The 12,511-nt window shown below is 58.9% G+C and carries 13 protein-coding genes; 3 read left to right on the top strand and 10 right to left on the bottom strand.

Annotated elements, in window-relative coordinates; translation table 11 throughout:
• Nucleotides 1–26: 26 nt before the first annotated feature.
• The 7 genes from N1030_RS10995 to pspF all read right to left on the bottom strand — a co-directional run bounded on the left by N1030_RS10995 (nucleotide 27) and on the right by pspF (nucleotide 7,670).
• On the bottom strand, nucleotides 27–983 hold the full coding sequence (locus N1030_RS10995) for a UDP-glucuronic acid decarboxylase family protein (protein ID WP_265825531.1): 957 nt from the start codon (nucleotides 981–983) through the stop codon (nucleotides 27–29).
• A gap of 2 nt (nucleotides 984–985) precedes the next feature.
• Nucleotides 986–2,161, bottom strand: coding sequence for a glycosyltransferase (locus N1030_RS10990; RefSeq protein ID WP_265825530.1), 1,176 nt, complete (start codon nucleotides 2,159–2,161; stop codon nucleotides 986–988).
• 12 nt (nucleotides 2,162–2,173) lie between these two features.
• Nucleotides 2,174–3,250 carry an N-acetylneuraminate synthase family protein gene (locus tag N1030_RS10985; RefSeq protein ID WP_265825529.1) on the bottom strand — a complete coding sequence of 359 codons (1,077 nt, stop codon included), beginning with the start codon at nucleotides 3,248–3,250 and terminating at the stop codon, nucleotides 2,174–2,176.
• Nucleotides 3,247–3,861 carry a winged helix-turn-helix transcriptional regulator gene (locus N1030_RS10980; protein ID WP_265825528.1) on the bottom strand — a complete coding sequence of 205 codons (615 nt, stop codon included), beginning with the start codon at nucleotides 3,859–3,861 and terminating at the stop codon, nucleotides 3,247–3,249. The genes N1030_RS10985 and N1030_RS10980 overlap by 4 nt, the downstream gene beginning before the upstream one ends.
• Before the next feature lie 241 nt (nucleotides 3,862–4,102).
• Entirely contained in the window at nucleotides 4,103–4,558 is a 456-nt protein-coding gene (locus N1030_RS10975) for a YbhB/YbcL family Raf kinase inhibitor-like protein (RefSeq protein ID WP_265825527.1), read from the bottom strand.
• A 2-nt stretch (nucleotides 4,559–4,560) separates the two neighbouring features.
• A complete protein-coding gene (locus N1030_RS10970) occupies nucleotides 4,561–6,507 on the bottom strand; it encodes a molybdopterin biosynthesis protein (protein ID WP_265825526.1) in 1,947 nt (648 codons plus the stop codon).
• Nucleotides 6,508–6,617: 110 nt separating this feature from the next.
• Nucleotides 6,618–7,670, bottom strand: coding sequence for a phage shock protein operon transcriptional activator (gene pspF, locus N1030_RS10965; RefSeq protein WP_265825525.1), 1,053 nt, complete (start codon nucleotides 7,668–7,670; stop codon nucleotides 6,618–6,620).
• Between the two features lie 176 nt (nucleotides 7,671–7,846).
• On the opposite strand from pspF, the gene pspA reads away from it, so the two are divergent.
• From pspA to pspC, 3 genes are all read left to right on the top strand, one after another.
• Entirely contained in the window at nucleotides 7,847–8,527 is a 681-nt protein-coding gene (pspA, locus tag N1030_RS10960) for a phage shock protein PspA (protein ID WP_265825524.1), read from the top strand.
• Between the two features lie 84 nt (nucleotides 8,528–8,611).
• Nucleotides 8,612–8,833 (top strand): hypothetical protein, encoded by a 222-nt coding sequence (locus N1030_RS10955; RefSeq protein WP_265825523.1) that lies wholly within the window; start codon nucleotides 8,612–8,614, stop codon nucleotides 8,831–8,833.
• Nucleotides 8,826–9,356: an envelope stress response membrane protein PspC gene (pspC, locus tag N1030_RS10950; RefSeq protein WP_265825522.1), complete on the top strand. Its 531-nt coding sequence runs from the start codon at nucleotides 8,826–8,828 to the stop codon at nucleotides 9,354–9,356. Before N1030_RS10955 ends, pspC begins: the two co-directional genes overlap by 8 nt.
• A gap of 139 nt (nucleotides 9,357–9,495) precedes the next feature.
• Here pspC and N1030_RS10945 read toward each other — a convergent pair whose 3' ends face one another.
• The 3 genes from N1030_RS10945 to leuB form a co-directional block, all read right to left on the bottom strand.
• Nucleotides 9,496–10,323, bottom strand: coding sequence for a substrate-binding periplasmic protein (locus tag N1030_RS10945; protein WP_265825521.1), 828 nt, complete (start codon nucleotides 10,321–10,323; stop codon nucleotides 9,496–9,498).
• A 116-nt stretch (nucleotides 10,324–10,439) separates the two neighbouring features.
• A complete protein-coding gene (locus N1030_RS10940) occupies nucleotides 10,440–11,063 on the bottom strand; it encodes a hypothetical protein (RefSeq protein WP_265825520.1) in 624 nt (207 codons plus the stop codon).
• Between the two features lie 160 nt (nucleotides 11,064–11,223).
• Nucleotides 11,224–12,297, bottom strand: a complete 1,074-nt coding sequence (gene leuB / locus N1030_RS10935; RefSeq protein WP_265825519.1) for a 3-isopropylmalate dehydrogenase — start codon at nucleotides 12,295–12,297, stop codon at nucleotides 11,224–11,226.
• Nucleotides 12,298–12,511 lie beyond the last annotated feature (214 nt).

Here is a 12,511-nt window from a genome sequence, read left to right as displayed (position 1 = left end):
CTCTGCGGACTGCGGCCCCTCTGCCGTTACGGCAGCTTGTTGGCCAGCAGGTTCTCGAAATAGGAAATCGTTTTGTCCAACCCTTCATCCAGTTGCACGGCCGGTTCCCATTCCAGCTTTTCCTGTGCCAGCGCAATGTCGGGTTTGCGCTGCATGGGGTCGTTCACCGGCAGGGGCTTGAATTGTACCTTCGAGCTGCTGCCGGTTCTGTCTATGATCTTCTCCGCCAGCTCAAGAATGGTAAATTCGCGCGGGTTGCCCAGATTGATCGGTCCGGTGAATCCGTTCGGAGTGTCGTCCATAAGGCGGATGAAGCCTTCCACCATGTCGTCCACATAGCAGAACGAGCGGGTCTGGCTGCCGTCGCCGTAGACGGTCAGATCCTTGCCTTGCAGCGCCTGCACGATGAAATTCGAGACAACGCGCCCGTCGTCGGGATGCATGCGCGGCCCGTAGGTATTGAAGATGCGGGCTACCTTGATATCAAGGCCGTACTGGCGGTGATAGTCGAAAAGCAGCGTCTCGGCGCAGCGTTTGCCTTCGTCATAGCAGGCGCGGGGGCCGATGGGGTTCACGTTGCCCCAGTAGGATTCCGGCTGGGGATGCACCGTGGGGTCGCCATATACCTCGGAGGTGGAGGCCTGAAAGATGCGTGCGCCCGTGCGTTTTGCCAGTCCCAGCATGTTGATGGCGCCGTGCACCGAGGTCTTGACGGTCTGCACGGGGTCGTACTGGTAGTGCACCGGCGAGGCGGGACAGGCGAGATTGTAGATTTCGTCCACTTCCACATAGAGCGGAAAGGTCACGTCGTGGCGCAGCACCTCGAAATACGGGTCTTGCAACAGATGGACGATGTTGGGCTTGTTGCCGGTGAAGAAATTGTCCACGCACAGCACGTCGTGACCTGCCGCGAGCAGTCGTTCACAAAGGTGCGAACCCAGAAAGCCCGCTCCGCCGGTTACGAGAATACGTTTTCTGGTCATGTTCAGGCTACCTGCTTGTCCGGAGAGTTGGATTCGCCCATGCCATCATTCGTTTCATCCATGAGATGCAGGGGCTGGGTCTGGGGACGGATCTGGGCCTTGTCACGTGCCTTGCGGCTGGTGTGTATGATGTCGGGCAGGGTCAGCGCAAAGAACCTGCGAGTGCTGCACCCAAGGGCAAGTTCCGGCTGGCGGGTGAGTGACGTCGGGTCATGTGCCAGCATGGCGTACGCCTCGCTGATGCGCTGCACCATCTCGCCGGAACGCCAGCGGGTCTGCATGAATTCGCGGGAAGCTGCGCCGATCTCTGCGGCCTCGTCAGGGGAGGAAAGCAGGTAGTTCAGCACGGGCAGTGCGTCTTCCAGCTTGATGTTGATGAACGGGTTCTCAGCGGTGCCGGAAAAATGCTGCATGATGCTGCTGGTGCGTTCGTCCAGATAGGCGAGTACCGGCTTGCCCTGGCTCAGGGCTTCCAGTCCCGTCAGGTGGTAGCTGCCGGTGGTCAGGTCGTCCACCACGATGCGCGATGCCTGCTTCAGGGCAAGCGTGCGGTACAGCGGGGTTTTGTGCACTAGCACCCACGATGCTCCGGCTTGCTTGCAGGCCGCCATGATGGCGTTTTGGGTCTGCGGGGCGGCCTTGGTGTTCCAACGGCAGTCCCATGCCCCTTTGAAGTTGGTGGGGCTGAAGAAGACATCATGCCGGACCGGAGTCGGCGCAGGCATGTAGAGAGGATCGTCTTCCGGAATGAAGTTAGGAACGATGTAGGCCTTGGGGTAGAAGCGTTCCTGAAACTGGGCGATGACAAGGGCGGGAATGTCCTGCGCAAGCAGTTCCTGCGCGGTAATGCCCATGCGGGAGGCCACCAGTTCCGGATGGCTGTGGAAATGCCGGATGAAGAGCTTGCCCTTGCGCTGCAATTTCCTGAAATCAATGGGGGCGAACTGGGTGTTGTCCAGATCAAGATAGTTGTGGAAGTGGATGATGTCCGCCTGTTCCACAAGCTCCATGACCAGTTCGGGCGTTTCGCTGAAGACGACGTCCTGACCGAAGTCTTCGGTGCCGTAGCGGCACAGGTCCACCAGCCGGGCAGAATGCTCCGTATGGGCGTTGATCGCCTGTACGATCCGCAGGGGAGCCCCTGCGAGCGGCGTGACGGCAAAGTGGACTATGCGCATGCCATGCTCCGGCTAGGCGGCGCCGTTGACGGGAATGGCCAGCATCTCCGGCAGGATCTGCTCGTCGCACCTGGCGTCCCGGGTCAGGGTATTGCCGATGACGTCGTCCCAGTTGTCGGGAGAAAGACCGCTGCCGGGACTCTTGACCATGAGATCTGCGGCGGTGATGACCGTGCCTGCAGCAATGTCCCGGGCGGCAACGATGGATTTGCGCAGCTTGAGTGCGGCAGCGGCTTCGCCGGGGTATATCTTCTTTTCCACTCCCTTGAGGGAGCTTTCAATCTCGCGGGTCATGCGGACGAGCATGGCCAGTTCCGCAGGTTCCAGGGAGACCTGATGGTCCGTGCCGCGCATGGTCTTGTCCAGCGTGAAGTGTCGTTCCACCATCACTGCGCCCAGCGCCACGGCTGCCAGCGTGGGGGCAAGGCCGCGCTCATGGCCGGAGTAGCCCGTGGGCAGGCCGTACCGTGCGCGGATGTCATGCATGACAGGCAGGCAGATCTGCTCTTCGGGGCAGGGGTAGGATGAATTGCAATGCAGAATGACAATGTCGTTGTGATAGCGGCGCAGTTCAGCCACTGCCTTGTCGATCTGCCAGTAATCGCTCATGCCCGTGGAAATGATGATGGGCTGCCCCATTTCGCCGCAACGGCGCAGATAGGGAGTGTTGACAAGGTCTGCGGAGCAGATCTTGATCAACTCGGGATTGAGGCTGTTCATGGCCTCAAGGCTGTTCATGTCCCATGCGGAGGCGAAGAAGACCAGCCCGAGTGATTCCGAAAAGGCCTTGAGTTCCGCCATTTCTTTTATGGAAAGTTCAAGCGCGTCGCGGTGTTCGCCGTAGGTGGGGCCGAAGCTGTTGGGGCCGGTATAGGGGGCGTTGAGCCCTTCTGCGGTAAGCAGGGCGGCGTTGTCGCGCTTCTGAAATTTGATGGCGTCCGCACCTGCGCGGGCGGCCTCTTCCACCATCTGGCGGGCAAGGGAGATGTCGCCCTGATGATTGTTGCCTACTTCGGCAACGATGAAGCAGGGGTGGCCATCCCCTATGATCCGCCCGGAACGAAGCCGGATGTGGTGTGCGGTTTTCATAGTCTGATTATCTCCCTGTCGGCTGCAGACGGCATGGACACGAGCTGGTTGAAAATGTCGTCCTGCTGGGCGAATGACGTGATGACAATTGCTTCCACATCAAGGTCTGCGAGAGCGGCAGGGGCGAGGATGGTGTGATTGCGAAACGTCTTGCCCTGCTTCTGGGGCGCATTGTCCAGAATGCCTGCAATCTCGAAACCGGAGCCCTCAAGAGCGGTGAGCACCAGCTCGCAGGTTTCCGCAGCCCCGAAAAGGGCAACCCGCTTGAGTCCTCTTTCCGTAAGTGGTTCCAATCTTCTCTTTATGAGTCTCTTGATGGAGGCATAGGCCTGCACCATTTCAGTGCAGTACTCTTCCATCATGTCGCGTCGGTCAGAAGAACCTTTCTCGGTCAGGCTGTACATGAAGCTCTTCTTGTCCACCGGTTGAAATACCAGCTGTCCGGTTTTCTGCATATCGGAAAGATATTGATGCACCATGGCGCTGCTGGTGTGGCTGAATTTGCCGAGGCGGCTCTGGCTCAGGCGGCTGTTTTCGGACAGCGCCTGCAGAATGGCCAGCATGCGCAGCTTCTTGGTCGGTTTTATGAATTCTTTCCCTATGAAGAACACTGTCGGTCTCTTTTTGAAAACGTTTAGTAGGTTGGTAACCGATCCTAGGGGAGCCCCAATTTCCTGTCAACACACCCTCTGAAATAACAAGGGTTCTCAACGAGAAAGCACCATGGCGGAACCGGTTACGGGAGCCTGTGAGTAAATTTTTCCGCCTTTGGAGCCCTTCAGAAATCAAGCAAGTCGTGTTCCAAAGTGCGGCAGGCGGTGGTGATAATCTGCACGGATTGTCGCGAACCGGTTATTTGCGTGCGTAACGGCCCATGATGTGGCACTGGGCGAGAATGTGTCCGTCCATGGCGCGCAGAATATCGCCCTTGGTTGCGCCGGGTTTGAGATTGATGCGGCTGTCCAGCGCGTAGAGTTTGAAGTAGTAGCGATGCGTGCCGGAAGGGGGGCAGGGGCCGTCATAGCAGGTGTGCTTCCAGCTGTTCAGGCCGTGGGCAACGCCGGGGAACGGGTCGAACTCGCGGGAAATGCCTGCATCCAGCCCCTCATGGGCAGCAGGCAGGTTGAACAACAGCCAGTGGTCCCATACGCCGCCGGGGGCATCGGGATCATCGCAGATGAGCGCCATGAACTTGGCTTCCTTCGGCACATCCTTCCATTCCAGCGGAGGCGAGATATTCTCGCCGTCGCAGGTGTGCTGTGAGGGGATGAGGCCGCCGTCTTCGAATGCCGTACTGATGATGCGCATGGTTATTCTCCCAGTCCGGTTCCGGGTTTCATGATCTGGCCCGTCAGGGTCGTTTCGTAGCCTCCCAGCGCCTCGATGCGGGCGTGGAAGGTGGGCGATGCCAACAGGCGCAGAACGGCCTGCACGCCTGCGGTTTCCATGAAATGGTTGGGAATGATCAGGTCGTACCGCTCTCGGGCCAACGGCACAAAATCCAGATCAAGCGCCTTGGCCGCCGCGTAGATGCCGAGTCCCGTGTCCGTTGCGCCGGTGAGCACGTTTACGGCGACAGCCATGTGCGTGAACTCTTCTTTGTCGTAGCCGGTAACCTGCGCGGGGTTGATTTCCGCTTCACGAAGGTGGTGGTCAAACAGGATGCGGGTGCCTGCCCCGCGTTGCCTGTTCATGAACCGGATAGAGCCGTCCGCAAGGTCGTGAATGGAGCGGATGCCCTTGGGGTTGCCCTTGGGAACCATGAATCCCTGATGCCGGATGGCAAGGTTCACGAGGGTGACATCGGCGTTGGGCAGGTAGCGTTCAAGGAAGGGGAAATTGTAATCGCCGGAATCCGGATCGAAGAGATGGGCTCCGGCAAAATGGCATGAGCCGCTTTTGGTGGCGAGTATGCCGCCCATGGAACCCACGTGGCTGGAAGTGAGACGGATGGGCGGAGTAAAGCCCATGAGTTCGTCGGCCAGAATGTCCAGCGTGTTGTCGTGGCTGCCCACGCATACGAGAATGCTGTTCAGTTCATTCTCCGGCACCATGAGTTCGGCGCGCACTGTGCCGCCCTGTTCCAGCCCTTCAGACTGGACGGGAATGCGGGTAAGGGCCTGCGCCTTGGAAACGGTGGTGATGCAGCCTGCGCCACGGGCCAGCGGGGTGGCGACATACTTGTCTCCCACCTTGCCCACGGACAGTCGCAAAAATTCTTCCACACCCAGCTTGGAGGGGGCCTTGCGCGTCAACTCCACCGGAACGGTTCTGCGTGCCGTGTGCTCCGCGCGGCCGAGCCAACTGATGATGGGGGCAATCAGTTCCTCAAAGCAGACAATGGCGCTGACCGGGTAGCCCGGGGCTCCCGCCACCAGCTTGCCCTTGCATGTTCCCAGCAGAGAAGGCTTGCCGGGCATGGCGGAAATGCCATGGACCAGCACCTCGCCGCAGGATTCGATGGTGGAACGGGTAAAGTCCTTGGAACCCGCCGAAGAACCGGCGCAGATGATGACGATGTGCGCGGCCGATGCAAGGCATTCGTTCACGGCGTTCTGCAGGGCCTCCCGCTTGTCGGCCACGGGGGGAATGCGCTGCACCTCGCAGCCGAGCTGTCTGGCCAGGGCGGCCAGCACCTGCGAGTTGCTTTCCACAACCTGTCCGGCTTTGGGGGTGGGGCGCGTGGTGAAGTCCAGTACTTCGTCACCTGTGGGGATGATGGCGATGCGGACCGGCTCCCATACCGAAACGTCCCAGATACCCGCACTGAGCAGCGCGCCTATGTCATAGGGAGAAATGCGGTGGTTCTGCGGAAAGAGCAGTTCGGTTGCCACAATGTCTTCCCCGATACGGCGCACATGCTGCCATGGAAAGGCCGGGGCTTCGATGGAAATGGCCGCCTCGCCTGCGCGGGTGACGTTCTCGATCATGATGACCGCATCGCACCCTTCCGGCAGCGGGTTGCCCGTGTTCACTGCAATGCAGTCCCTGCCTTCCGTCAGCACCAGCGGTGAACCTTCGCGCGCGCCGAACGTGGCTTTTGCGTTAACCGCATACCCGTCCATGGCCGCGCTGTGGAAGGTGGGTGAGGAAAAGCGGGCGAAAACGGCTTCGGAGAGAACTCTGCCTGCCGCTTCATGCACGGGGATGGATACGGGACGCATCAGCTGGTCCCGGTCCAGAGCGGCGCGGGCTTTTTCTACGGCTTCCGGAATGGGGATGGTCTTGAGGTATACGTTACGTTTCGGGCTGGTCATATGGTCCTCGAAATGGTGCGGAGGGCGGCTGAAAAGTCGTTGCGGGGGAGTGGGGCCGGAATGTCGGGATCACGTCCTTACGTATGGATGTTTGAAAACATCACGGGACATCATGTGCCTTCTATAGCCTGCTTGTGCTTGCGGTACAACCCGCGAAATTGATGATACCGAAGCCCCATCAGGGCTGCGGCATGCCGTTGGTTATGTTTTGCCCGCTGCAACGCTTCGGCAAGATAGCGCATTTCGATTTCTTCCAGCACAGACTGCAGGGGGCGGGACAGATCGGGCGGCTGGTCCGTAGCAGCCTGCATTGTGGCGGTGGCGTCCGAAATTTCCCTGCAGGGTTCTGCTGCTGTAGTGGGGTGGGGCACATGCGGTGTATAGGGGGAGGCGAACGGAGAGAGGGGAAGCTCGCCCAGTTGCGTTCCCTGCCGGAAGACTGCCCGTTCAACGGTGTTCTTGAGTTCGCGCACGTTGCCCGGCCATGGGTGCCGGTACAGGGCTGCGATGAATGCATCGGAAAGCTCGGGCAGGCCGGGGAGTCCCATTTCCACGATCATGGATGCGGCAAAGCGCTCGGCAAGGAGCAGGATGTCCTCTCCGCGTTCCCGTAGCGGCGGCAGGGTGAGAACCTCAAAGCTCAGGCGGTCCAGCAGGTCGGGTTTGAAGGTGCCCTTTGCCGCCATGGCGGGCAGGTCTGCATTGGTGGCGGCGATGATGCGCACATCTACCTGTAGGGGACGGGAGCCGCCGACCCGCTGCATGGTGCCGTATTCCACGACACGTAAAATGGCTTCCTGCATGCGCAGCGGCATGGCACCGATTTCGTCAAGGAAGAGTGTGCCTCCGTCTGCCTGCTCGAAACGGCCCGTTCTGCGACCGGCGGCTCCTGTGAAGGCACCCGCTTCGTGGCCGAAGAGCTCCGACTCCAGCAGCGATTCCGTCAGCGATGCGCAGTTGACCGTGATCATGGGCTTCTGCCAGCGGGAAGAGAGGTAGTGCAGCCGGGCGGCGGCCAGTTCCTTGCCGGTGCCGCGTTCCCCGATGATGAGAATGGGGCGTTCGACGGCAGCTGCCCGCGACAGGTCCTCCTGAAAGGAAAGAAAGGCGTCTGAACTGCCCAGGGCTTCGGTGAGAGCAGGCGATGTGTTGCGCGTTGTCATGGTTTGTTGTGCCATATATTGGTAAATAATGCCATATGATAATCTTTTTGTGCCATGCGTCGAATTGCGGAGCGAAGCGAATTGTCACGTTAATTCAATTGGTTGTCCATTTTGTCTGCTTTGGCATGGAAACTGCCTTTCACAAGGTGTCAGATCACACCAAACAGGAGGCCGTTATGGGCATTTTCACCCGTTTTCAGGATATTATCGCTTCCAACGTCAACGCCATGCTGGATAAGGCGGAGAATCCCGAAAAGATGATCCGCATGATGATCCGCGAGATGGAAGAGACGCTTGTTGAATTGAAGGCCAACTGTGCCGGAACCATGGCCGAGTGCAAGCGTATCCGTCGCGAACGTGACTACGTGCTGGAAGCCGTGGAGAAGTGGGAACAGCGTGCTGAACTGGCCATTGCCAAGGGACGTGAAGATTTGGCCCGTGAAGCGCTTATCGAGAAGCATCGTGAGATGGACAAGGTTGAAGCACTGGATCGGGAACTTGCCGGATGCGAAGCCCTTGTGGCGCAGGCGCAGGAAGATCTGGGCGTGCTGGAATCCAAGCTCAAGGCCACCAAGGAAAAGCAGGGACTGCTGGTGCAGCGTCAGGCACACGCCGTTGTGCGCAAGCAGGCGCGTATGGATGCCACGCGGGCAGACGGTTACGATGCTGTACGTCGCTTTGAGGAACTGGAGCATCGCGTGGAACGCATGGAAGCCGAAGCGGATGTGGCCGGTTTTCCCCTGCGCGACGGTTCGCTTGAGGCCCGTTTCGGCGAACTGGAAGGATCCGAGCAGGTGGAACGCGAGCTTGCAGCCATGAAGGAACGTCTTGGCAAAGGAACCCGTGAAAACAGCTAGCGCTTGTCCGCACTGCACAGGTGGGGTACACAACAGACAGTGGCGATATCTGGAAGGTAACTAATGCACACATTCGGAGCTGGCATGCCTCACGGTCCTTTCTTTCTTTTTTGGCTCATCATCCCCACGCTGTGCGTGTTCCTCGTGTTCAAGCTGCTTCGTGAGCGCCGTAAACCCGAGAGCGAACCGCAGGCCATGGATGAAGCCCGTATGATTCAGGAAATGTATCGCTCCCTTGCCCGCATGGAGGAACGCATCGAGGTGCTGGAATCCCTGCTGATGGAAAAGGAACGGAAGGATGGGTAGACATATGTACGGTAACCGTTCGGATTTCGGACATGGGCCTCAAGGTCGTGACCGGGGCTGCAATGACCGTTTCTGCGGTGGTTCCGGCGGTAACGGCTTCCGTCATGGCGGAGGCTATCACGACGGGGGCGACGGAGGCTGGTATCAGTACGAAGGACGCAAGCCTCTGTACCGCGCCCGCGACGGAAAGGTCATGGGGGTGTGCAAGGGCTTGGCCCGTTACTTTGATGTGCGGGTTCGCTATGTTCGTCTGGCCTTTATCTTTGCCGCCATTTTCACCGCATTCTGGCCCGTGGCGATAATCTATGTGCTGCTGGGCCTCATTGTGAAGCCGGAGCCCGTCTACATGCCACAGGATGCCGCGGAGAAGGATTTCTATTCCGCGTATGTCGGCTCGCGTTCCGAGGCGGTGTCACGTCTGCGAGACAAGTTCGACCGCATTGAAAAACGCATCCGCCGCATGGAGGATGTGGTCACCAGCAAGGAATTCAACTGGGAAAGGCGGTTTAATGACCGTGCTTAGGAATACAGAAAGGGCTCCGTCTGGAGCCCTTTTTTAGTTTCAGTCAAGTTGCTTCAGGGCAGGCTGTCGTCAGCTGCGTTTTCCGGGAAGCTGGCGGTCCCCATGTTTGTCCGGGCAGGGGGAGCCTGATTGTCTGAGGTTAATCCAGTCTGGACCTGGCCTTTCCCGTCGACCGTGCAATATGGTGCTTTTCCAGAATGGCGGCATGAACCCCTTTGTCACGTACCTTCTGCAAGCCTGCGTTGAACTGTCTGTTCAGCATCTTGCCCTCATCGGTGGGGTGAAAGGCAAGGTGCAGGGTCTTGGTGTGGTACGGCGGTTCCATGTACACAATGGGTTGCCGTTCTGATTCGGGCATGTTGTCCATCATGCGTTCAATGGTTTCCCGCGTATCAAGCATGAGTTCAATACGACCCGTGACCAGCTTGCGGTAATTCAGTAATTCGTGCGGCGCTTCTTCCACAATGAACGGTCCCTGCTTCTTCAGCGTGGCGGCATAGGAAGTGTCCTTCGCCACGCCTATTCGCCATGCGGTGAGGTCGTCCAGCTTCCGGTATGGGATTTCCATATCCTTGAGGCGGACGAACACCGAGTCCACGGCCAGCAGAGGATCGCTCAGATAATAGCGGGATTCGTTTCGTTTGGAAGTATACACGGCCAGCAGGGCGTCTGCCTCCTGCCGCTCCATCATGTCCAGCGCCCGTTGCCAGGGAACAATGCTGAAGCGCACCTCGTAGCCTTGCAGTTTGAAGGCTATTTCGGTCATTTCCGCCAGCGCTCCCTTGTCCGGTATGTAGCTGGACGTGTAGGGTGCCCACTCTGTCATGACGATGTGCAAAGGCCGTACTTTAGCAGGAGCGTTCCGTGGAGCAAGCGTCATGCATGCCATGAGCAGTATGAGTGCTATGCTGATTGCGGCAATGCCCGGCAATGCTGTCTTGATTTGTTCCATCCGCTTTTTCGCCATGTCCGATCATCCCCTCCCGGACCGTAAGCATCGTGGTGTGTCTATTGCGTATCTGGCATGTGCCGGAGGAACTGGGCGTTTCTGTTCCCGCAGCAGATGTTTGACCGCTTGCTGGTTTATTCGGTTACAACCCGATAGCGTACCATTTCTTCTCGAGTCAGCGGTCGCTCGTTGCCTTTGGGGGCCGCATTCAGCGAGAACCAGTAGAAATCTTCCGGTAAGCCGTTTTCCCTGAACCAGGTCAGGTAGCCGTAGTGCAGGCTGTTGTGCCGCGGCAGGTCGACTCCGTAGTTGTCGCCGTCGAACCATGAGCCGACAGCTATCGTGGCCCCCTGAGCAGCTGTGCGTTTCCAGCCGCCGATGTAAAAGTCCAGAGCATCCTGACTGATATAGCCGTCTGCGGGCACGTGGGTGGTCAGGCGGTAATCGCGCAGCAGGCGTGCCGCATCGCGCAGTTCGCGATAGCCGGCGGAACTGGTCACCCGCTGCATTGAGATGGTGCGAACCTGATCGTTCTCGGTCATCAATTCTATGATGGCGCTGGCCGTGCTCCTGTCTATCATGCCCCGCATGACAGCCGTAGTGCCCTGAACGGTGAACGTGGCTGAATCGTCATCTGCCACTACGCCGTTGGAATTGCCCCCCATGCATCCGCCAAGCGTGAGCAGGGCGGCAAGGAGGGTGAGGCAAGCAACAGCATGTCTGTAGCACTGCATAGGGTAACTGTCTTTTTTGATCATATTATTTTCTCCGCCAGTAGGCATGATGCCAAATCAGCGGAAGGTTAGCCTATAATTGCAAAAACGCCAAGCCGTTAGCGGATGCAGCAGGTGTGAAGAAACGCCGCCCCATACGGGGCGGCGTTTCCTGAATCAGTCTTTGAAAGGAAGCTGGTGCGGGCTAGATGCGCTCGGTAACGAGGTTGCCCATGGTGTTGCAGCCTACAAGATTCTTGCCTTCTTCCATGATGTCGCCGGTGCGGTAACCTTCCTGCAGTACGCGTTGTACGGCGTTCTCGATGGTTTCCGCTTCCTTGGCGAGGTTGAACGCATAGCGCAGCATCATGGCGACGGAGAGAATGGTCGCCAGCGGGTTGGCCTTGTTCTGCCCTGCGATGTCGGGGGCGGAGCCGTGGATGGGCTCGTACAGGCCGGGGCCGCTTGCACCCAGGGAAGCGGAAGGCAGCATGCCGATGGAGCCGGTGATGACGGCGGCCTCGTCGGACAGGATGTCACCGAACAGGTTGCCGGTGACGATCACGTCAAACTGGTTGGGGTTGCGCACCAGCTGCATGGCCGCGTTGTCCACGTACATGTGGGAAAGTTCGACCTCGGGGTATTCCTTGGCCACTTCTTCCACCACTTCGCGCCACAGGCGGGAAACTTCCAGCACGTTGGCCTTGTCCACGGAGCACAGACGCTTTTCGCGCTTCATGGCCGCGTCAAAGGCCAGACGCGCGATGCGGCGCACTTCTTCCTCGTCATAGACCATGGTGTTGAACGCGGTCATCTTGCCGTCGCGCATCTCACGGCCCACGGGCTGGCCGAAGTAGATGCCGCCGGTCAGTTCGCGCACGACCATCACGTCAATGCCGTCCTTCACGATGTCCGGACGCAGGAAGCAAGCCTTGGAAAGTTCGGGGAACAGCTTGGCGGGGCGCAGGTTGGCAAACAGGCCCAGTGCCTTGCGGATGCCCAGAAGGCCCTTCTCGGGACGCTGGTTGCCGGGCAGGTTGTCCCACTTGGGACCGCCCACGGCACCCAGCAGGACTGCGTCTGCAGCCTTGCACTTGGCAACGGTTTCGTCAGGCAGCGGATTGCCCGTGGCGTCAATGGCCACGCCGCCGATCAGCGCCTCGGTGTATTCAACCGTGTGACCGAATTTGGCAGCTACCTTGTCCAGAACCGCTACCGCCTGTTCCACTATTTCTGGGCCTATGCCGTCGCCCGGCATCAGGCATATCTTCATATTCATGGCTTTCTTCCGTAATGGGAAATTTTGTATTTTTGTTGAGGAATGTTTTTTTGCCTCCGGCGGGCGGGCTCTGCCCTGCACCCGCAAGGGGGGAACGCCCCCCTTGACCCGCGGACGGGTCTTTACAGCAGGCCGCGTTTGCCAACGCAGGTACGGCGTATCCCGCTGTCAGGGGTGCAGGGGGATTATCCCCCTGCTCATCGAAGACAAAAAA

It is taken from the genome of Desulfovibrio mangrovi, assembly GCF_026230175.1.
Classification (GTDB): domain Bacteria; phylum Desulfobacterota; class Desulfovibrionia; order Desulfovibrionales; family Desulfovibrionaceae; genus Halodesulfovibrio; species Halodesulfovibrio mangrovi.
This window is presented reverse-complemented; position numbering and strand designations above follow the sequence as displayed.

Coding starts and splice junctions, on each gene's coding strand:
- leuB (WP_265825519.1), bottom strand. CDS start 12,297: ATGAATATGAAGATATGCCTGATGCCGGGCGACGGCATAGGCCCAGAA.
- pspA (WP_265825524.1), top strand. CDS start 7,847: ATGGGCATTTTCACCCGTTTTCAGGATATTATCGCTTCCAACGTCAAC.
- N1030_RS10995 (WP_265825531.1), bottom strand. CDS start 983: ATGACCAGAAAACGTATTCTCGTAACCGGCGGAGCGGGCTTTCTGGGT.
- N1030_RS10990 (WP_265825530.1), bottom strand. CDS start 2,161: ATGCGCATAGTCCACTTTGCCGTCACGCCGCTCGCAGGGGCTCCCCTG.
- N1030_RS10945 (WP_265825521.1), bottom strand. CDS start 10,323: ATGGCGAAAAAGCGGATGGAACAAATCAAGACAGCATTGCCGGGCATT.
- N1030_RS10955 (WP_265825523.1), top strand. CDS start 8,612: ATGCCTCACGGTCCTTTCTTTCTTTTTTGGCTCATCATCCCCACGCTG.
- pspF (WP_265825525.1), bottom strand. CDS start 7,670: ATGACAACGCGCAACACATCGCCTGCTCTCACCGAAGCCCTGGGCAGT.
- N1030_RS10975 (WP_265825527.1), bottom strand. CDS start 4,558: ATGCGCATCATCAGTACGGCATTCGAAGACGGCGGCCTCATCCCCTCA.
- pspC (WP_265825522.1), top strand. CDS start 8,826: ATGGGTAGACATATGTACGGTAACCGTTCGGATTTCGGACATGGGCCT.
- N1030_RS10970 (WP_265825526.1), bottom strand. CDS start 6,507: ATGACCAGCCCGAAACGTAACGTATACCTCAAGACCATCCCCATTCCG.
- N1030_RS10985 (WP_265825529.1), bottom strand. CDS start 3,250: ATGAAAACCGCACACCACATCCGGCTTCGTTCCGGGCGGATCATAGGG.
- N1030_RS10940 (WP_265825520.1), bottom strand. CDS start 11,063: ATGATCAAAAAAGACAGTTACCCTATGCAGTGCTACAGACATGCTGTT.